The following is a 20,169-nucleotide window of genomic DNA, read 5'->3' as shown; positions in this document are numbered from 1 at the left end:
GGCTCGTTCGTCATCCCGGCGGCCGTGTTCAGCCGCCGTCGTCCAACGGGTCGCCGCGCCGGACGACCCGTGGCCCGTCCGGGCCCGGCAGGACGGCGGTGTCGCCGTCCCGATCGGTGCGCAGCAGCCACGCCCCGTGCCGTTCCAGGGCGTCGACCAGCACCCCGCTGGGGTGGCCGTAGCGGTTGCCCGCCCCGACGCTGACCAGCGCGACCCGCGGCCGCACCGCCGCGAGGAACTCCGGCGACGAGTACCGCGACCCGTGGTGCGGCACCTTGAGCACGTCCGCCCGCAGGTCGACGTGCCCGCCGAGCAGCGCCGCCTGCCCGGCCAGCTCGACGTCGCCGGTCAGCAGCACCCGCCCGGCCACCGTGGTCGCCCGCACCACCACCGACGCGTCGTTGACCGCCGTGTTCTCGTCCCCGCGCGGAACCGCCCGCGGCCCCAGCACGTCCAGCTCCAGCCCCGGCCAGCTCAACCGCTGTCCGACCGCCAGCTCGACCAGCTCGACCCCGGCACCCCGCGCCAGCGCCACGACCTCCTTCCACGCCCACTCCGGCTGCCGCGACGGCCCCACGGCCACCGCGCCGACACCCCGTTCCGCCAACACCGCCGCCAGCCCGCCGATGTGGTCGGCGTGCAGGTGGCTCAGCACCACCAGCGGCACCCGCCGCACGCCCAGCCGGCTCAGGCAGGCCAACACCGGGGCCGGATCCGGCCCGGTGTCGACCAGGACCGCCCGGTCGCGTTCGGCCGTGGCCAGGACGACCGCGTCGCCCTGGCCGACGTCGCACGCCACCACGGCCCAGCCAGGCACCGGCCAGCGCGGCACGACGACCCCGACCGGCACCAGCACGACGACCGCTCCGGCGGCGACCGCGACGAGCAACACCCGCAGCCGCCGCAGCCGGAACACGCCGTACGCCACCAGCACCGCCCCGACCAGCAGCAGCCCGCCCGTCCAGCCCTCGGGCCACGCCACCGCCGCACCGGGCACCGCCGCCGCCCGCCGGCCGACCGCGATCAGCCACCACGCGGCCGGCCCAGCCACCTCGACCACGAACCGCGCCGTGTCGAGGTGGACCTGCGCCACCACGGCCGCCAGCACCCCGAGCACCGTCGCCGGTGCCACCACCGGGGCCACCAACAGGTTCGCCACGACCGCGACCAGGCTCACCTGGCCGGAGATCCCGGCGACCAGCGGAGCCGTGGCGAGGTGCGCCGCCGCCGGCACCGCCAACGCCTCGGCCACCCCGACCGGCACGCCCCGGTCGCGCAGCAGGCCGGACCACCGCGGCGCGAGCAACACCAGCGCGGCCGTGGCCACGACGGACAGCCCGAACCCCGGATCCACCGCGAGCTGGGGATCGTGCAGCACCAGCACGACCACCCCGGCGGCCAACGCGGGCAACGCCGACCGCTCCCGCCCCAGCACCAGCGCGAGCAGTGCCACCGCGCCCATCACCGCCGCCCGCAGCACGCTCGGCTCCGGACCGGCCAGCACCACGAACCCGACCAGCGCCGCCATCCCGCCCACGGCACACCCGCGCGGCCCGAACCGCAGCAGCCGCAACAACAACAGCACCGCGCCGCACAGGATCGCCAGGTTCGCCCCGCTCACCGCCAGCACGTGGGCCAGGCCCGAGGTGCGGAACTCGTCCACCACCCTGGGTGTCAGACCCGACGTGTCGCCGACGACCAGCGCGGGCAGCAGCCCGGCCGGCTCCGGGTCGAGCGTGCCGCTCGCGTCCCGCAGCCCCGCCCGCAACGCCTCCGCCGCCCGCTGCCACACGGGTGCCGGAGTGACCTCGCGCGGCGGACCTCGCACCCGGAGCATCGCGACGGTCAGCTCACCGGATTTGGCCGGTGCGAGCGTGCCGCGAGCCAGGACCTGTTGTCCGGGAAGCAGTTCCCGCCAGGCCGAGGCCGGAGCGAGCACCACCACCCGGCCGCCGTCGTCCACCACCACCGCCCGGACGAGGACCAGGTCGACGCCCTCGGGGCGCGACCCGAACCCGGCGGTCCGCAGACCACGCGGCCGGTCGTCCAGCTCCAGGCGCAACGCCGTCAGGCCGCCGTGCCCGGCCGCCGAACGAAGCGGGTGGTGCGCCGACTCGTGCACCTGCGCGCCGATCCAGCACGCCGCCACCGGCCCGACCACCGCGATCGCGACCGCGGCGGGCCGCCACCGGCGGAGGGCGACACCGCCCACCGCTGCCAGAGCGAGACCGACGACCACGCCCGCCCACCACACCCAGAGCAAGCCGGCGAGTGCGGTCGACCAGACCGCCAGCGCCGCGGGTACCAGGTAGGCACGGGAACTCACGGCCCGGTGCGCCGTTCAGGGCTGTGGTCGGCGCCCCTGGAGTGGTGGTGCGTTCGGCGGACGCCACGGGATCGCGGCCCTTGTCGTGTCATCGGGTACCTCCTGCTTGGTGTCCGTTGTGGACAGATCGGTTCATCGGACGGGTCGAGCTGTGGCCGGGGTGCGATGGTGCAAACGGGGTCGACCGGGTTGGGATCGACCGGAGTCGGAACGGAACGAATCGCATGGATGGGAGCGGACGGTCGGAACGGAATAATTGAGGCGGAATGGTTGGGGCGGAACGGGTTCGGTGTCGGTCAGAGGCGGACCAGGTCGCCGAGCTTGGCCAGTTTGGCTTCACCTATCCCTTCGATCTCGCCGAGCTGGTCGATGGAGGTGAACGGGCCGCGTTTCAGGCGGCGGTCCACGATCCGTTGTGCCGTCACGGGTCCCACGCCGGGAAGCCCGTCCAGTTGTTCCTTCGTCGCGGTGTTGAGGTTGATCGGTTGCCGGTGGTCCTCTGGGTTCTGGGGCGGGATGCCGACGGCGATCTGCTCGCCGTCGGAGACACGACGGGCCAGGTTGAGCCCGCTGAGGTCGGCACCCGGGTTGGGGCCGCCGGCCGCGTGGACGGCCTCGGCGACGCGGGCACCGCTGGTGACCGTCACCAGGCCGGGTCTGGGCACCTCGCCCACGACGTTGACGACCACCTGCTCCGGGAGCCTGCTCACCTCCGCGGCGAGCGGCAGGGCGGGCGGCGACTCGGGTTCGGGCCGTTGCCACCAGAGGCTGAGCGCGACCGCCAGCGCCACGCCGGCCAGCACGCCGCCGAAGACGATCGGGCGGCGGGGTAACGCGGGACCCGGCCGCCACCGGCGCAGGAGCGCGCGCCACCGGCCGGGCGGGTCCGCCCCGCCGGACGATGAGGCGAAGACGACCAGCGGGGGCTCGTCGACGCGATGCCGGCCCTGGTTCCGGGCGATCAGCGCGTCGAGGCGGGTTGCCGTGGTATCCGGTTTCTCGTCGAACATGTGATCGACATTAGGCCGGTCGGAGCAGTGTGCCCAGCGTCGATCTCAAATCTGTGGACGGAGTTCCGGGGCTGTGGACAACCGGCTATTCGTAGCCGCCGGGCAGGACCACGACCCCCATGACGCCGGGCCCGGTGTGCGCCCCGATCACCGCTCCTACCTCGGAGATCAGGCAACCGGTCGACCCCGGGACCCGCTCGTCCAGGCGGGTCGCCAACTCGGCCGCCCGCTCCGGGGCGGCCAGGTGGTGCACCGCCAGACCCACCGGGCCGGACCCGGCCGCGGTCGCGGCGAGGTCGACCAGCCGGCCGATCGCCCGGCTCGTGGTGCGCACCTTCTCCAACGGCACGATCCGGCCGTCGTCCACGTGCAGCAGGGGTTTGACCGCCAGCGCCGTGCCCACCAGAGCCGCCGCCGCACCGATCCGACCGCCGCGCCGCAGGTGGTCCAAGGTCTCCACGCAGAAGAACATCCGGATCCGCGCGGCCGCGTCCGCCGCGGCCCGCTCGGCGAGCACGCCGTCCGGGGGCGAGCACGCGGCCAGCGCCGCGAAGCCCAGGCCCATCCCGGTCGCCCGCGAGTCGACCACCCGGATCCGGTCGGGATCGACCTCCTCGGCGGCCAGCCGCGCCGCCTCCCACGTCCCGGACAGCTCACGGGACAGGTGCACCGACACGATCCCGTCCGCGCCGTCGGCCAGCACCGAGCGGTACACCTCGGCCAACTCGCCCGGAGTGGGCCGGGACGTGGTGACCCGGCGGTGGTCCCCGAGGGCCGCGGCGAGTTCCGCCGGGCCGAAGTCGACCCCGTCCAACCTGCTCCGGCCGTCCACCGCGACGTGCAGCGGGACGACCCGGATGCCGTGCCGCTCGGCGAACCCCTCGGGCAGGTACGCCGTGGAGTCGGTGACGATCGTGGTGGACACGAGTGCCGAGACTACGGCTCGGCCGGCTCCGAATGGCTGACCGCCACGGACCTGATGAGATCGGCCATCGCCGCGCCGACCAGCGCGTGACCCTCCCAGCCCCAGTGCATACCGTCCGGGTTGCCACGCCGTGACCGCACGTGTTCCCCGACGATCGGAGGCACGTCCAACAACGGCACGCCGGTGCGCGACGACCACGCCCGCACAGCGCGCTCCGCCGCCGCACGTCCCGTGTGCACGCTGGCGTACGCCGGGGACACGTGCACGGACGGCGTCATCCCGACCGCTTGCACGTCCGGCTCGAACGCCTGCACGGAACGAACGCACGAATCCAGGTACCGCACCGTCAGATGCGGCGGCAACGCCACCGGCCGACCCCCGAACAGCCGGGAAAGCCCAGGTTGGAGCGTCCGGTACGCGTCCCGCGCCCGGCGGCGCAGCCCGTCCGGGCGCAGGTAGCGAAGGCCCTGCCGCAAGAAGGTCGGCAAGGGCGACGGCAACGTGTCCATGTGCCCCACGGCGAGCACGAGCACGTCCGTGCGCGGCAACAACGACCAGACGCGCGGATCGCCCGTCAACGCCCACCAGGCGTCCCGGGCGGTCCACCCGAACCCCGCCACCAGCTCCGCGTGGCCGCCCAGCGCGGTCGCCGCCACATTGGGCCACAACCGTGGGTTGTCGGCGGGCACCGGCCCCTGCGGACCGTGGAACGTCAGCGAATCACCGAGGACGAGCAGTCTCACCGGGTGGTGCCGGCGTTGTACGACGACAGCCGCCACCGGCCGTCACCCCGGGGCCGCCGGGTGAACACCGTCCAGTGGCAGTTGCCGATACCGCCGAGCAGCGACCACCGGTCCACCGGCAGGTCCAGCAGCCGCCCGGTCAACGCGCTGATCAGACCGCCGTGCGCGCACAGCAGCACGGTGTCGGTGAACTCCCGATCGACCTCTTCGACCACGGCGAGCGCGCGCTCGGCGACCTCGGTCCGGTTCTCGCCGTCCGGCGGCGCGAGCGTCGCGTCCGAGCGCCACTCGTCGAGCATCCCCGGCCACTCGACCTCGATCTCGTCCGAGGTCAGGCCCTGCCACTTGCCGAGGTTGGTCTCCCGGAGCCGCTCGTCGACCCGCAGCCCGATACCGGTGGCGGTGGTGAACACGGTCGCCGTGTCGCGCGCCCGCCGCAGGTCGGAGGCCACCACCAGCTCGGGTGCGAACCCGGCCAGCACCGGCACGGCGAAGCGCGCCTGGTTCCAGCCGGTCTCGGTCAGTCCGACGTCCAGATGACCCTGCATCCGTCCGGTCGCGTTGTAGTCGGTCTCACCGTGCCGCCACAGCACGAGCCGGTTCAGGGTCATGCCTCGGCGACCTCGTCGGCTACCGGGCCGGCGTCGAACTCGATCCGCGGGCAGTCCTTCCACAGCCGCTCAAGGCCGTAGAAGCTGCGTTCGTCCACGTGCTGGACGTGCACCACGAGGTCCACGAAGTCCAGCAGGACCCAGCGACCTTCGCGCGCGCCCTCGCGGCGGACCGGCTTGCGGCCCGCTTCGCGCAACTTCTCCTCGATGTTGTCCACGATCGCGCCGACCTGCCGCTCGTTGGGAGCGGACGCGATCACGAACACGTCCGTGATCACCAGTTGGTCCGACACGTCGAGCACGATCACGTCGTGCGCCTTCTTGTCGGCCGCCGCGCTCGCGGCGACCAGCGCCGACCGTCGTGCCTCGTCGGTGGCTGCCACGTTTCTCCTCATCACCTCGGCCGGCGCTGATGCGCCCGCACGAGTCAATGAGGGTACCGGCGTCCGGCGTCAGTCCGGCACCGAGTAAAGCCTGCGCTTCGATATGTACTGAACGACACCGTCCGGGACGAGGTACCAGACCGGCAGGCCGGAGGCGGTGCGGGCGCGCACGGCGGTGGACGAGATGGCCATCGCGGGCACTTCCACGAGGGACACCGCGCCCGGCGGGAGGTGGGTGTCGTCCAATTCGTAGCCGGGCCGCGTGACGCCGATGAAGTGGGCCAGCCTGAACACGTCGTCGGCGCGCCGCCAGGACAGGATCTGCTCCAGCGCGTCCGCGCCGGTGATGAAGAACAGGTCGGCGTCCGGGTGCATCGCCTTGAGGTCGTTGAGCGTGTCGAACGTGTAGGTGGGTCCGGCCCGGTCGATGTCGACCCGGCTGACCGAGAACCTCGGGTTGGACGCGGTGGCGACGACCGTCATCAGGTAGCGGTCCTCGGCGGGGCTGACCTCGTGGTCGATCTTCTGCCAGGGCTGGCCGGTCGGCACGAAGATCACTTCGTCGAGCTCGAACCTGGCCTGGACCTCGCTGGCCGCGACGAGGTGGCCGTGGTGCACCGGGTCGAAGGTGCCACCCATGACGCCGATCCGGCGGTTGGACATGGGAGGTGAGCCTAGTTCGGTCGGCGCGCGGGCGGCCGGTCGCTCCCCGAACAGCCGCCCGCGCGTCTCGACTCCCCGTTCGCGGCCCAGGGGGAGGGGGCCGCCTCAGCGGGAGCGCGGCCCACCCCGAAGCAGAGCCGCGCGACAGTGAGACACGGCTCGCAGCCGACCATGACGCGATGGGGTGAAGATTTTCCAGCCGGTTCGGGTGAAGCCGATCACCGCACGTCAGAGCTCGGGTGCCAGCCGCTCACCGGCCGCGTCCCGGACCAGGATGGCCTCCATCGGGCACGACTCGGCGGCCTCCAGCACCGCGTCGTCCGGGTCCACCGACCCGTCGACCGGCTCGGCCGTGCCCGCGTCGAGCCGGAAGTGGTCGGGCGCGATGCTCACGCACATCCCGCTGCCGACGCACGTGTCGCGGTCGACTTCCAGACTCCACCGGGCCATCCGGACACCACCTCGTCGGCAGACTGCGCGGTCCACCCCACAGTCTGCCCACCCCGATGACCTCGGCGTGCGGTCGATCGGCAGTACGGGGGTCGCCCAGGACGACGGCCGGAGCTTCAGAGCAGACTGCGCGGTTCACCACCCAGTCTGCCCATCCCGGTAGCTGCGGCACGCCGCCGATCGGCCGTACGGGTCGATCAGGACGACGGCCGGATGTGCCCTTCGCCCCACGCGACCCACTTCGAGGAGGTCAGTTCGGCGAGCCCCATCGGGCCCCGGGCGTGCAGCTTCTGGGTGGAGATGCCGATCTCCGCGCCCATGCCGAACTCGCCACCGTCGGTGAACGCGGTCGAGGCGTTGACCATGACCGCCGCCGCGTCGACCCGGGCGGTGAACCGGCGGGCGGAGGCGACGTCGCTGGTCACGATGGCCTCGGTGTGCCCGGAGCCGTGGTCGGCGATGTGCCGGACCGCGTCGTCCAGCGAGTCGACCACGCGGGCCGCGATGTCCAGCGAGAGGTACTCGGTGTCCCAGTCCTCGTCGGTGGCCTGCCGCACGCCGGCCTGGCGCGCGAATGCCTCGTCGCCGTGCACCGTGACCTGCTGCGCCTGAAGAGCGGCGGTGATGCGGGGCACGAACTCGTCCGCGACAGCGGCGTGCACCAGCAGCGACTCGGCCGCGTTGCACACACTCGTGCGGCGCGTCTTGGAGTTGAGGACGATCTGCTCGGCCATGTCGAGGTCGGCGGAGGCGTCGACGTACACGTGGCAGTTGCCCACGCCGGTCTCGATGGTCGGCACGGTGGCCTGCTGCACCACGGCGTTGATCAGCCCGGACCCCCCTCGCGGGATGACCAGGTCGACCAGGCCGCGCGCGGTGATCAGGTGGGTGACCGAGGCGCGGTCGTGGCACGGCAGCAGCTGCACGCTGTCGGCGGGCAGGCCCGCGGTCTCCAGCGCGTCGCGCAGGATCGCGACCAGCGCGGTGTTCGAGTGCTCGGCGGAGGACGAGCCGCGCAGCAGGGCGGCGTTGCCGGACTTCAGCGCCAGGCCGGCGGCGTCGACGGTGACGTTCGGGCGGGCCTCGTAGACCATGCCGACCACGCCCATCGGGACGCGCACCTGCCGCAGCTCCAGGCCGTTCGGCAGGATCGAGCCGCGCAGCACCTCGCCCACCGGGTCGGTGAGGCCGGCCACGGTCTCCAGGCCCTTGGCCACGCCGTCGATCCGCTGCTCGGTGAGCGCGAGCCGGTCCACCAGGCCCTCGGACAGACCCGCCGCGCGGCCGGCCTCGATGTCCTTGGCGTTCGCCTCCAGGACCTCCTGGGCCCGCGTGCGCAGCGCGGCGGCCATCTCGTGCAGCGCGGCGTCCTTGCGCTCGCGGGTGGCCAGGACGAGCTCGTCGGCGGCGACTCGGGCGCGCCGGGCGGCGGCGTGCACCTGTTCGCGCAGGTCGTCAGTCACGAAAACAGACTACGGTCACCCGGTCGTGGATGTCGCCGAGGTTCCCAGTGCCCGGGAGGCCGGCGGCGATTCCGCGTTGTCGTGCCCCTCTGCCATGGTGGTCCGGTGGACGAGATGGCATTGCGCGAACAGGCCGAAGAACGGCTGAGGGCTTTGGCCGGCCCTCAGGCGGCGCTGCGCGAGGACCAGTGGACAGCAATCCGCGCTTTGGTCTCCGAGCGGCGGCGGGCGCTGGTGGTGCAGCGGACCGGGTGGGGCAAGTCCGCCGTCTACTTCATCGCGACGGCGTTGCTCAGGTCGCTCGGCGAGGGGCCGACGGTGATCGTGTCGCCGCTGCTCGCGCTGATGCGCAACCAGGTCGACGCGGCGGCGCGCGCGGGTGTGCACGCGGCGACCATCAATTCGGCCAACACCGACCAGTGGCAGGACGTCCAGGACCGGGTGACGTCCGGCGAAATCGACGTTCTTCTGGTGTCACCGGAAAGGCTGAACAATCCCGATTTCCGTGACTCGGTGCTGCCTTCGCTGACATCATCGGCAGGGCTGCTGGTGGTGGACGAGGCGCATTGCATCTCGGACTGGGGTCACGATTTCCGACCCGACTACCGGCGCTTGCGGACGTTGCTCACCGAACTCCCGGCCGGGGTGCCGGTGCTGGCGACGACCGCGACGGCCAACGACCGGGTGGTGCGGGACGTGGCCGACCAGCTCGGGTTGGGGGCCGGTTCGGACACGCTGGTGCTGCGCGGGCCGCTGGACCGGGCGAGCCTGCGGCTGGCGGCGGTGCGACTGCCAACCGCCGAGGCGCGGCTGGGGTGGCTGGCCGAGCAGCTCGACCGGCTGCCGGGTTCGGGGATCATCTACACGCTGACCGTCGCGTCCGCCGACGACGTGGCCGCGTTCCTCCGGGAGCGCGGGTACCCGGTGGCGGCGTACTCGGGCCGCACCGACCCGGCGGAGCGGCAGCGGGCGGAAGAGGACCTGCTGGCGAACCGCGTCAAAGCGCTGGTTGCGACATCGGCGCTGGGCATGGGGTTCGACAAGCCGGACCTGGGGTTCGTGGTGCACCTGGGCGCACCGCCCTCCCCCATCGCCTACTACCAGCAGATCGGGCGTGCGGGCCGCGGCGTGGAACGGGCCGAGGTGCTGCTGCTGCCGGGTCCGGAGGACCGGGACATCTGGGCGTACTTCGCCTCGCTGGCCTTCCCCCCGGAGCAGGTCGTGCGGCAGGTGCTCGACGCGCTGGCCGACGCGGGGCGGACGTTGTCGACCGCCGCGCTGGAGCCGATGGTCGAGCTGTCGCGCACCCGGCTGGAAGTGGTGTTGAAGGTCCTCGACGTGGACGGCGCTGTGCGCCGGGTGCGCGGGGGCTGGGAGTCGACCGGGCGGGCGTGGTCCTACGACGAGGAGCGGTACGGGCGGATCGCGGAGGCGCGGAAGGTCGAGCAGCAGGCGGTGCTCGACTACCTCGCCACCACGGGGTGCCGGATGGAGTTCCTGCTGCGCCAGTTGGACGACCCGCACGCCGCGCCGTGCGGCCGGTGTGACAACTGCACCGGGAGCGGGTGGTCGGCGGAGGTCTCGCCGGATGCCGCGTCGGCGGCGCGGGAGCGGTTGCTGCGCCCCGGCGTGGAGGTCGAACCGCGCAAGCAGTGGCCGACCGGGATGGCGGCGGTCGGCGTCGACCTGTCCGGGCGCATCCCGGCGGGCGAGGCGGCCGGGACGGGGCGGGCGTTGGGGCGGTTGACCGACATCGGGTGGGGCAACCGGTTGCGGTCGCTGTTCGCCGGCGACGACCAGGAGGTGCCGGAGGACGTCTTCGCCGCCTGCGTGAAGGTGCTGGCGGCGTGGGGCTGGGACCAGCGCCCGGTGGGCGTCGTGACGGTCGGGTCGCGGAGCCGGCCGCGGTTGGTGGGCAGCTTCGGCCACCAGCTGTCCACGGTCGGGCGGCTGCCGCTGCTCGGCGAGGTCTGGTTGGGCGAGGCGGTGCGGCGGGCGAACAGCGCGCAGCGGCTGGCCGGCCTGGTGCAGTCCGCCGACGTGCCCGACCTGTCCACTGTGGATGGACCGGTGTTGTTGGTGGACGACCGGATCGACACCGGCTGGACGATGACGGTCGCGGCGCGGCTGCTGCGCCGGGCGGGGGCACCTGCTGTACTGCCGTTCGCACTGGCGGTCACGGCGTGACGGCGGCCGAGGTCCGGTTGGGTACCAAGCGGTTGGTGCTGCGGGGTTTCCGCCCGGAGGATGCGCCGGCGTTCGCGGCCTACCGGTCGGATCCGGCGGTGGCGAGGTACCAGTCGTGGGAGCCGCCGTTCGCCTTGGCCGCGGCCGAGGAGTTCGTGCGGGAGATGGAACTGCTGGATCCGGCCGAGCCGGGCTGGTTCCAGTACGCGGTCGAGGCGGGCGGGGAACTGGTCGGCGATGTCGGCGTGAACCTGCACGACAACAGGAGGCAGGCAGACATTGGCTACACCATCGCGACCGCCCACCAGGGCAACGGGTACGCGACGGAAGCCGTGGGCCGCGTGGTGGAGCACCTGTTCGTGAAGTGCGGGTTGCACAAGATCTCCGCCGAGTGCGACGCGCGCAACGAACCATCGGCAAAACTGTTGGCACGACTGGGTTTCCGGCTTGAAGGACGCCTGGTCGAACACACCTTGATCAAGGACGAGTGGACCGACGACCTGCTGTTCGGCCTGCTCGCCCGGGAATGGAGGCCCATCGGACAGGATCGGTGAGAGATCTATCGACTACGAGCGCACTGTGGTTGTGTCCAACCTCATGGCTGCCGTAGAGGTCGAGCACCCCCTACCGCTCCGCGCGCACGGCGTGGCAAGCGCCGCGAACTCGATCGGGCTCGTGCGTCCACGTGAGAGAATGCGGGCGCGCGGTGGCGTGGAACGCTGTGACCGGCCCGGATACCGCATCGGCGGGATGCGGGGGCGTCGCACGGGCCGGGCCGCGTGGCGGGCAGTGTCCGCGGGTCGTGGGGTGGGGCGATGACCGAGGCGACGGTGGGGCGTCCGCACCGGCTGCCCGTCCGCAAGCTCGTCGCGGCGAGCGTCGGGAACGCGATCGAGTGGTACGACTGGAGCGTCTACGCGACGTTCAGCATCTACTTCGCGACGCAGATCTTCCCGGCGGAGAACGAGAAGCTGGCGCTGATCAACACCTTGGCGACGTACGCGCTGGCGTTCTTCTTCCGGCCGCTCGGCGGCTACCTGCTGGGCCGGTTCGCCGACCTGCGCGGGCGGCGGCCGGCGATGATCCTCACCATCGTGCTGATGGCGGGCGGGTCGGTGGCGATCGCGGTGCTGCCCACCTATGCGCAGGTGGGGTGGTTGGCACCGGTGCTGCTGGTGGTGGCGCGGATCGCCCAGGGGCTGTCGCTGGGCGGCGAGGTGTCGAACGCGTCGGCGTACCTGGCCGAGATAGCTCCGGCGGATCGGCGAGGGCGGTACTCGGCGTTCTTCTACATCTCGACCGGGTGCGCGCTGTTGGTGGCGTCGCTGCTCGGGTTCGGGTTGGCGCGGGCGTTGGACCAGCAGGCGCTGGCTTCGTACGGCTGGCGGATCCCGTTCCTGGTCGGCGGGGTGCTGGGGCTCGTCGGGTTGTGGCTGCGGCGGAGCCTGGAGGAGACCGAGCAGTTCGCCGACAACCGGGCCAAGGCGGCGCGGCTCCGGCGGCCGTTGCTCACCACCGTGCGGGAGCACCCGAAGGCCGTCGGGCGGCTCGTGGGCTTCAGCATGCTCTCGACGCTGTGCTACTACACGTTCTTCAGCGCGCTGACGCCGTTCGCGGTGAAGACGCGGATGGCCGACGCGGGTGACGTGTTCCTGGCGATGTCGGTGGCGACCGTGCTGTTCATCGCCTTGCAGTACCCGATGGGCGCGCTGTCGGACCGGTTCGGGCGCAGGCCGCAACTGCTGGTGTGGTCGGGGGCCACGGCGGTGCTGGTGGTGCCGTTGTCGGCGCTGATCGGGCCGGGCCTGGGTGGGCTGCTCGTGGTGTTCTGCGTGGGGTTGGCGCTGTACACGGCGATGACGTCGATCGCGCCGGCGGTGATGAGCGAGCTGTTTCCGACCGAGTTGCGCGGACTGGGGATCGGGGCTTGGTACAACCTGACCGTCGCGCTGTTCGGCGGCACGGCTCCGCTGGTCATCGGGCTGCTGCCGGGGACGTTGTTCTTCTGGTACGTGGCGGTGGGTGCGGTGGTGGCGTTCGCGGTCATCCTCACGTTGCCGGAGACCAAGGGCGTCGAGCTGACCTAGGGCTTCGCCACCCGTGCAGACGCGTACGCAGACGCGTGCGCATCCGTCGCGGACGCGTACGCATGGCCGGCCTCCGCGCCGGCCGGTTGACTGGGTCGGGGCAGTCGTCCGGTGCGGCTGTGACAGGGGAAGGGGTGGGGCATGTCGGTGATGAGCGCGGCGCAGCGCGAGGAGTTCCTGGCCGGGGTCCACGTCGGAGTGATCGGGATCGCGCGTCCGGCTGGGCCGCCGCTGACCGTGCCGGTCTGGTACCACTACGAACCCGGCGGGGACGTGCAGGTGCAGACCGGGCTGGATTCGGTGAAGTTCCGGTTGCTGGAGCAGGCGCGGGAGTTCAGCCTGGCAGCGCAGGTGGAGGCGCCGCCTTACCGGTACGTGAGCGTGTCCGGGCCGGTGGTGGCGGTCGATCGGGAGACCTCGTACGACAATCTCCTGGCGATGGCCAACCGCTACTTCGACGCCGAAACGGCGGCCGACTACCTGCGGCAGCTCGAAAACGCGACGGTCGCGACCGTGCACATGCGTCCGAACAAGTGGTATTCCGCCGACTACAGCTGACCGCGCCGCCGAGTGGTCGGGCGAAGGGCGGGCGCTCATTGCTGGCCCACACCCGTACCGCATGGTTTGTCGGCGGCTTCTTTGCGCATCTACGCCGCGATGTCGACTCGGGCCGGGACAGTCCGGTGGCCGGGGCCTCGGGTCAGGGGCTTGGGAGGGGGACCAGGTCGTCGGCGTGGACGACCTCGCGGCGTTGTTCGGCGGGGAGGTCGTGGCTGGAGCGGCCGATGAGGGCCGGGAGTTCGGTGGCGTCGAAGCCGACGACGCCGCGGGCCACGACGTGGCCGGACAGGTCCACCAGTTCGACCACGTCACCGGCGTCGAAACTGCCGTCCACCGCCGTGATGCCGGCGGCGAGCAGCGAGCGGCGGCGGCCGACCACCGCGGCGACGGCACCGTCGTCCAGGGTGAGGCGGCCGGTGGCGTCGGCCGCGTGGCCGAGCCAGAAGCGGCGGGCGGTGAGGCGGGAGCCGGTGACCGCGAACGCGGTGCCGACGTCCGCCGGGCCCAGCGCCCGCACGGCGTCCGCCGCGCCCGCCAACAGCACCGGAATCCCCGCCGACGCCGCGAGGCGCGCAGCGGCCAGTTTGGACGCCATCCCGCCGGTCCCCAGACCGGACGCACCGACGGTCCCAGCGCGCACGCCGTCGACGTCAGCCGCTCCGGCGACCTCGGTCACGCGCTGAGCGCCGGGCTGACGGGGGTCGCCGTCGTACAGGGCGTCCACGTCGGACAGCAGGAACAGGGCGTCCGCGCCGACCAGGTGGGCCACCAGGGCGGCCAGGCGGTCGTTGTCGCCGAAGCGGATCTCTTCTGTGGCGACCGTGTCGTTCTCGTTCACGACCGGGACCGCGCCGAAGGCGAGCAGGCGGGAGAAGGTGCGCTGGGCGTTGCGGTAGTGCGCGCGGCGGACCACGTCGTCGGCGGTCAGCAGCACCTGGCCGACGGTCAGCGCGTACCGGCCGAACGAGTTCGCGTAGGCGTGGGCGAGGGTGAGCTGCCCGACGCTGGCCGCCGCCTGCTGGGTGGCCAGGTCACGCGGCCGCCGGGTCACGCCGAGCGGGGCCAGGCCCGCCGCGATCGCGCCGGAGGACACCAGCACCACCTGGCTGCCGGCCGCGCAGCGCGCCGCGACTGCGTCCACCAGGGCGTCCAGCCGGGAGCGGTCCAGGCCGCCTTCGGCCGTGGTCAGCGACGACGACCCGACCTTGACCACGATCCGGCCCGCCGCCGAGACGGCCTGCCGGGCCGCCGACAGCGAAGCCGGTGTCAGCGGCTCCGTTGACAGTGGAGCCGGTGTCAGCGGAGCCGGTGTCAACGGGGCGACCGGGGACGACGGCGTGGCCTGGGGCAGCTCCGAACCGGTCACTCGTCCTCTTCGAAGTCCTCGTCGTAGACGCCGGGCAGCCGCCGCGCCTTCTTGGCCGCGAGGCGCTCGGACGCGCCGATGCGGTTGTTGGCCTCCAGCCGGGCGTCGGTGCCGCGGCCGGTCATGGTCATCGCGATGCCGGCGGGCGTGGTCGGCTCCCAGTCGAACACCAGGTCGCCGATGGTGACCTGGCAGCCGGGCTGTGCGCCCCGCTTCACCAGCACGTCCTCGACGCCCAGCCGGGCCAGCCGGTCGGCCAGGTAGCCGACGGCCTCGTCGTTGCTGAAGTCGGTCTGGCGGATCCAGCGCTCGGGCCGCTCGCCGCGCACGATGAAACCGCCGGGCACCTGCGGGTCGTCGATGACGGTGAAGCCGGCGTCGTCCACGGCGGTCGGCCGCAGCACGATCCGGGTCGACTCCTGCTTGGGGCGCGACGCCCGGTACTCCTCGACCACGCGGGCCAGCGCGAAGGTGAGCTCCCGCAGCCCTTCCCGGCTGGCCGTGGACACCTCGTACACCGGCAGGCCGCGGGCCTCGATGTCCGGGCGGACGATCTCGGCCAGGTCCCGCGCCTCCGGGATGTCGATCTTGTTCAGCACGACGACGCGCGGCCGCTCGGCCAGGTCGTCGGCCAGCGACGGGGTGTAGCGGGACAGTTCGGCTTCCAGCGCGTCGATGTCCGACAGCGGGTCGCGGCCGGCCTCGTAGGTGGCGCAGTCGACCACGTGCACGAGCACCGCGCAGCGCTCGATGTGCCGCAGGAAGTCCAGGCCCAGGCCCTTGCCCTCGGACGCGCCGGGGATCAGGCCGGGCACGTCGGCCATGGTGAAGACGGTCTCGCCGCCGGTGATCACGCCGAGGTTGGGCACCAGCGTGGTGAACGGGTAGTCGGCGATCTTCGGCTTGGCCGCGGACAGCACCGAGATCAGCGACGACTTGCCCGCCGACGGGAAGCCGAGCAGGCCCACGTCGGCGACGGACTTGAGCTCCAGCACCAGGTCGTGCTGCTCGCCCGGCTCGCCGAGCAGGGCGAACCCGGGTGCCTTGCGGGCCTTGGACGCCAGCGAGGCGTTGCCCAGACCGCCGCGACCGCCCTGGGCCGCGATGAGCCGGGTGCCCTCGCCGGTGAGGTCCGCGACCACCTCGCCCTCGGGGGTGAGCACGACCGTGCCGTCCGGGACGCGCAGTTCCAGGTCCGCGCCGTTCGCGCCGTCCCGGTTGCCGCCCTGGCCGCCCTTGCCGCTGCCGGCGTCGGCGTGCGGGCGGAAGTGGAAGTCCAGCAGGGTGTGGACCTGGGAGTCGACGACCAGGACGACGTCGCCGCCCTTGCCGCCGTTGCCGCCGTCGGGACCGCCCAGCGGCTTGAACTTCTCGCGGTGCACGGAGGCGACCCCGTTGCCGCCGTCACCGGCGGCAACGTGGATCACCACCCGGTCGACAAAACGGGACACGGGAAATCACTTCCAAGCGTTAGGCGCGGATGTTCTCTACACAAACAACTGAGCGCCGTGGTCCGCGCATTCCCGCGGACACACGGCGCTCAGAGGGGCTTGCTCAGGCAGCGACCTCGACCGGAACGATGTTCACGGTCTTGCGGCCGCGCTTGGTGCCGAACTCGACCGCGCCGGGCGCGAGCGCGAACAGCGTGTCGTCCTTGCCCCGGCCCACGTTCACGCCGGGGTGGAACTTGGTGCCGCGCTGGCGGATCAGGATCTCGCCGGCCTTGACGACCTGACCGCCGAACCGCTTGACCCCGAGGTACTGGGGGTTCGAGTCACGGCCGTTGCGGGAGCTGGATGCGCCCTTCTTGTGTGCCATGGCTAGTCAGATCCTCACTTACCGGTGATGCCGGTGACCTCGACGCGGGTCAGCTTCTGGCGGTGACCCTGGCGCTTGTGGTAACCAGTCTTGTTCTTGAACTTGTGGATGCGGATCTTGGGACCCTTGGTCTGCTCGACGACCTTGCCGGTCACCGAGATCTTTCCCAAGGCGTCGGCGTCGGCGGTGACGTCGGAGCCGTCCACGACGAGAAGCGGCGCCGGGAAGTTGATTTCGGTGCCCGGTTCGCCTTCGAGCTTCTCGACCTCGACGATGTCGCCGACAGCCACCTTGTACTGCTTGCCGCCGGTCTTGACGATCGCGTACATCGGGACGGAAGTCTCCTGCTACTCGACGGACAGGGCCACGCGCGCCACAGTGCCACGGAGAGCTTTGAGTGGCTTGGGCTTCGCACGACTGGGCCCACCGGACGGCGGACCGTGCATCAGGTTACGTGGCGGTGGACCGCAGGGTCAAACCGGGGTCGGTGTGACGTGATCCCGCTGGTCACCGCCGGTATGGCCTCGGTCGCCCGAGGCCATACCCGTGCTCGGTGGAAGGCCGCTCAGCCCTCGGTGACCGCGCCCAGGGGCGGGCCGGCCGGGCGGGAAGCGGCCCGGCGCGTGCGGCGGCGGGTGGCCACCACAGGCTCTGAGTGGCCGTTGAGCGACTGGTCGGCGGCGTTCGCCTCGGCGGTGCCGACCTGGGTCGGCGGCTGGACGTGTACCGGCTCGTCCGCCGCGGGCTCGGCCACGACCGGCTCGGACGCGGGCTCGGGCTCGGCGGCCACCGGTTCCACCACGGTCGGCTCGACCACGGCGGCCAGCGGCTCGTCAGCGACCGGCTCGGACGCGGACTCGACTGCGGCAGCCTCGACGGCAGGTTCCACCGCAGCGGGCTCGACTGCGGCAGGCTCGACCGCGGCGGGCTCGGCGGCAACAGGCTCGGCGACAGCGGGCTCGGCCACGTCGGTGTGGCCGGCATCACCGGGCTCGGCGTCGGCCTGGCGGCTCGCCGCACCGGCCTCGCGGCGGGCACGACGACGCTGGCGGCGCTCCCGCTTGGGCTCCACGGCCTCGTCGGCGGGCTCGTCCGGGGCGGACGGCTCGGCGACGACCTCGGGTTCCCGCACGGGCTCCGGGACCACCTCGGCGACCGGCTCCGGCGTCTCCCCGCCCTTGCCGCGCCGCGACTTGCGGCTCTGCTGCTGCTGCTGCTGTTGCTGCTGGCCCTGGCTCTGGCCGTTCGACGGGCTGTGGCTGTGCGCCGAATCGGTGGTCACGACCACGCCACGACCGCGGCAGTGCTCGCAGGTCGCCGAGAACGCCTCCAGCAGGCCCGTGCCGACCCGCTTGCGGGTCATCTGCACCAGGCCCAGCGACGTCACCTCGGCCACCTGGTGGCGCGTCCGGTCCCGACCCAGGCACTCGGTCAGCCGGCGGAGCACCAGGTCGCGGTTGGACTCCAGCACCATGTCGATGAAGTCGATGACGATGATGCCGCCGATGTCGCGCAACCGGAGCTGGCGGACGATCTCCTCCGCCGCCTCCAGGTTGTTCCGGGTCACCGTCTCTTCCAGGTTTCCACCCGATCCGGTGAACTTGCCGGTGTTGACGTCGATGACCGTCATCGCCTCGGTGCGGTCGATCACGAGGTAGCCGCCAGAGGGCAGCCACACCTTGCGGTCCAGCGCCTTGAGCAGCTGCTCGTCGATGCGGTGCTCCACGAAGACGTCGCTGTTGCCGACGTGGCGGCGCAGGCGCTCCTGGAGGTCCGGCGCGACGTGCCGCACGTAGGCGTCGATGGTCTCCCACGCGTCCGAGCCCTGCACGATCAGCGCCGAGAAGTCCTCGGTGAACAGGTCGCGCACGACCTTCACCAGCAGGTCGGGCTCTTCGTAGAGCAGCTGCGGGGCCTGGGCGCGGGGCGTGTCGGCCTTGACCTTGATGACCTGCCAGGTCGCCTGGAGACGGGTGACGTCGCGCCCCAGCTCGTCCTCGGCGATGCCCTCGGAGGCGGTGCGGATGATCACGCCGGCGTCCTCGGGGACGACCCTCTTCAGGATGTCCTTGAGGCGCTTGCGCTCGTTGTCGGGCAGCTTGCGGCTGATGCCCGTCGCGCCGCCGCCGGGCACGTAGACCAGGAACCGGCCGGGCAGGCTGATCTGGGTGGTCAGGCGGGCACCCTTGTGGCCGACCGGGTCCTTGGTGACCTGCACCAGGACGCTGTCGCCGGTGGACAGGGCCTGCTCGATCTTGCGGGCCTTGCCCTCCAGGCCGGCGGCGTCCCAGTCGACCTCGCCGGCGTAGAGCACCGCGTTGCGGCCGCGGCCGATGTCGATGAAGGCCGCTTCCATGGACGGCAGCACGTTCTGCACGCGGCCCAGGTAGACGTTGCCGACCAGCGAACCGGTGCCCGACGACGTGACGAAATGCTCCACGAGCACGCCGTCCTCCAGCACGCCGATCTGCGTGCGGTCGCCGCGCTCGCGCACCACCATGGTGCGCTCGACGGCTTCGCGGCGGGCCAGGAACTCGGCCTCGGACAGCACCGGGGCGCGGCGGCGGCCGGCTTCCCGACCGTCCCGGCGGCGCTGGCGCTTGGCCTCCAGCCGGGTCGAGCCGCGCACGCTGCGCACCTCGTTCTGGGCGGCCTCGGAGTCGGCCTTGTCGTCCCGCGCGTCCCGCGTCTCGCGGACGTGCACGACGGTGTTGGGCGGGTCGTCCTCGTTCGGGGCGGCCTCGTCGTCCGCGCCGACCTTGCGGCGGCGACGACGCCGGCGACGGCGGCTGGAGCCGCCCTCGGAGTCGTCGTCGGCCGGGGTCTCGGCGGACTCGGCCTCCTCGACCTCGGCGGCGGCGGGCTCCTCGGCGGAGTCCTCGTCGTGCCCGTCCTCGCCCACGCCCTTGCCGCGGCCGCGACCACGCCGGCCGCGACGGCGGCGGCGACGGCCTTCGCCCTCGTCACCGGCGTCGTCGGCGGACGCGTCGACGTCCGAGTCGTCGTCGTGGTCCTCCTCCTCGACCACCACGACCGCCGGCGGAGCGGCGACCGGGGCGGGCGGCAGGAACACCGCGGACGGCGGCGCGAACAGCGGTGTGAGCGCGGCCACCTCCCGGGCGGGCAGCGCGGGCGCCTCGGTGGCCTCGTCCACGTCACCGGTGACGATGTCGTCCCAGTTCAGCAAACTCTCGGCGACCTTGAGCGCGAGGTCGCGGCTCACGCTGGACTGGGCGCCCTTGACGGTCTCGCCCAGGTCGGCCAGCGCGGCCACGACGTCCTTGCTGCTGGTGCCCAGCAGCTTCGCCAGCGCGTGGACCCGCAACTTCTCCGGCAGGTCCACCAGCGCGGGGTGCGCGGATGTGGCGTTACCCCCGCCGGCACCGGCGGGCTTGTTCGTGTTCGACATGCAGCTCCTCCGCCCCCGGGCGCGTCTTGGGAGACGCGGGCCGCGCAGGGGCCTCTCTTGTCCACTCACCGCCGCGGCTGGCGGCGGGAATCCTTTGTTTTCGCCTCGCGCGCTGTGCGCGGTGGCACAGCAGGTCCTCTTTGCTACCTCGACGACGCCGTCAGCGC

Annotated in this window: 18 protein-coding genes; 4 read left to right on the top strand and 14 right to left on the bottom strand. The window is 72.5% G+C overall.

Annotated elements, in window-relative coordinates; all coding sequences use genetic code 11:
* Positions 1–28: 28 nt before the first annotated feature.
* From BN6_RS07055 to BN6_RS44800, 9 genes are all read right to left on the bottom strand, one after another.
* The gene (locus BN6_RS07055; RefSeq protein ID WP_015098875.1) at positions 29–2,326 is read right to left on the bottom strand and encodes a DNA internalization-related competence protein ComEC/Rec2; all 2,298 of its coding nucleotides are present in this window, start codon (positions 2,324–2,326) and stop codon (positions 29–31) included.
* A 296-nt stretch (positions 2,327–2,622) separates the two neighbouring features.
* Positions 2,623–3,336: a ComEA family DNA-binding protein gene (locus BN6_RS07050; RefSeq protein ID WP_015098874.1), complete on the bottom strand. Its 714-nt coding sequence runs from the start codon at positions 3,334–3,336 to the stop codon at positions 2,623–2,625.
* A gap of 85 nt (positions 3,337–3,421) precedes the next feature.
* Positions 3,422–4,261, bottom strand: a complete 840-nt coding sequence (locus tag BN6_RS07045; RefSeq protein ID WP_015098873.1) for a DegV family protein — start codon at positions 4,259–4,261, stop codon at positions 3,422–3,424.
* An 11-nt stretch (positions 4,262–4,272) separates the two neighbouring features.
* On the bottom strand, positions 4,273–5,040 hold the full coding sequence (octT, locus tag BN6_RS07040) for a diglucosylglycerate octanoyltransferase (protein WP_015098872.1): 768 nt from the start codon (positions 5,038–5,040) through the stop codon (positions 4,273–4,275).
* A complete protein-coding gene (locus tag BN6_RS07035) occupies positions 5,001–5,615 on the bottom strand; it encodes a histidine phosphatase family protein (RefSeq protein ID WP_015098871.1) in 615 nt (204 codons plus the stop codon). Before BN6_RS07035 ends, octT begins: the two co-directional genes overlap by 40 nt.
* Positions 5,612–5,998, bottom strand: coding sequence for a ribosome silencing factor (gene rsfS / locus BN6_RS07030; protein ID WP_015098870.1), 387 nt, complete (start codon positions 5,996–5,998; stop codon positions 5,612–5,614). The genes BN6_RS07035 and rsfS overlap by 4 nt, the downstream gene beginning before the upstream one ends.
* 69 nt (positions 5,999–6,067) lie before the next feature.
* Positions 6,068–6,661: a nicotinate-nucleotide adenylyltransferase gene (nadD, locus tag BN6_RS07025; protein WP_015098869.1), complete on the bottom strand. Its 594-nt coding sequence runs from the start codon at positions 6,659–6,661 to the stop codon at positions 6,068–6,070.
* Positions 6,662–6,889: 228 nt separating this feature from the next.
* Positions 6,890–7,111, bottom strand: a complete 222-nt coding sequence (locus tag BN6_RS07020; protein WP_015098868.1) for a ferredoxin — start codon at positions 7,109–7,111, stop codon at positions 6,890–6,892.
* A 197-nt stretch (positions 7,112–7,308) separates the two neighbouring features.
* Positions 7,309–8,574 (bottom strand): glutamate-5-semialdehyde dehydrogenase, encoded by a 1,266-nt coding sequence (locus tag BN6_RS44800; RefSeq protein WP_015098867.1) that lies wholly within the window; start codon positions 8,572–8,574, stop codon positions 7,309–7,311.
* A 105-nt stretch (positions 8,575–8,679) separates the two neighbouring features.
* On the opposite strand from BN6_RS44800, the gene BN6_RS07010 reads away from it, so the two are divergent.
* The 4 genes from BN6_RS07010 (at position 8,680) to BN6_RS06995 (ending at position 13,406) form a co-directional block, all read left to right on the top strand.
* Positions 8,680–10,761, top strand: a complete 2,082-nt coding sequence (locus BN6_RS07010) for a RecQ family ATP-dependent DNA helicase (RefSeq protein ID WP_085983486.1) — start codon at positions 8,680–8,682, stop codon at positions 10,759–10,761.
* Complete coding sequence (locus BN6_RS07005; protein WP_015098865.1) at positions 10,758–11,315, top strand: GNAT family N-acetyltransferase; 558 nt, start codon at positions 10,758–10,760, stop codon at positions 11,313–11,315. Before BN6_RS07010 ends, BN6_RS07005 begins: the two co-directional genes overlap by 4 nt.
* Before the next feature lie 261 nt (positions 11,316–11,576).
* The gene (locus BN6_RS07000) at positions 11,577–12,848 is read left to right on the top strand and encodes an MFS transporter (RefSeq protein WP_015098864.1); all 1,272 of its coding nucleotides are present in this window, start codon (positions 11,577–11,579) and stop codon (positions 12,846–12,848) included.
* Positions 12,849–12,989: 141 nt separating this feature from the next.
* Positions 12,990–13,406: a pyridoxamine 5'-phosphate oxidase family protein gene (locus BN6_RS06995; RefSeq protein WP_015098863.1), complete on the top strand. Its 417-nt coding sequence runs from the start codon at positions 12,990–12,992 to the stop codon at positions 13,404–13,406.
* Positions 13,407–13,548: 142 nt separating this feature from the next.
* Here the strand turns inward: BN6_RS06995 and proB are convergent, their stop codons facing one another.
* From proB to BN6_RS06970, 5 genes are all read right to left on the bottom strand, one after another.
* Positions 13,549–14,664, bottom strand: coding sequence for a glutamate 5-kinase (gene proB, locus BN6_RS06990; protein ID WP_041316232.1), 1,116 nt, complete (start codon positions 14,662–14,664; stop codon positions 13,549–13,551).
* Between the two features lie 107 nt (positions 14,665–14,771).
* Complete coding sequence (gene obgE / locus BN6_RS06985) at positions 14,772–16,226, bottom strand: GTPase ObgE (RefSeq protein WP_015098861.1); 1,455 nt, start codon at positions 16,224–16,226, stop codon at positions 14,772–14,774.
* Positions 16,227–16,329: 103 nt separating this feature from the next.
* A complete protein-coding gene (gene rpmA / locus BN6_RS06980) occupies positions 16,330–16,593 on the bottom strand; it encodes a 50S ribosomal protein L27 (RefSeq protein ID WP_015098860.1) in 264 nt (87 codons plus the stop codon).
* 14 nt (positions 16,594–16,607) lie between these two features.
* Positions 16,608–16,922: a 50S ribosomal protein L21 gene (rplU, locus tag BN6_RS06975; protein WP_015098859.1), complete on the bottom strand. Its 315-nt coding sequence runs from the start codon at positions 16,920–16,922 to the stop codon at positions 16,608–16,610.
* A gap of 236 nt (positions 16,923–17,158) precedes the next feature.
* On the bottom strand, positions 17,159–20,002 hold the full coding sequence (locus tag BN6_RS06970; RefSeq protein WP_015098858.1) for a translation initiation factor IF-2 N-terminal domain-containing protein: 2,844 nt from the start codon (positions 20,000–20,002) through the stop codon (positions 17,159–17,161).
* Positions 20,003–20,169: the final 167 nt, after the last annotated feature.

Origin of the sequence: Saccharothrix espanaensis DSM 44229 (assembly GCF_000328705.1) — a bacterium.
In the GTDB taxonomy this organism is placed as follows: Bacteria; Actinomycetota; Actinomycetes; order Mycobacteriales; family Pseudonocardiaceae; genus Actinosynnema; species Actinosynnema espanaense.
Note: the sequence above shows the minus strand (reverse complement) of the source record. Positions and strands in the feature narration are given on the sequence as shown.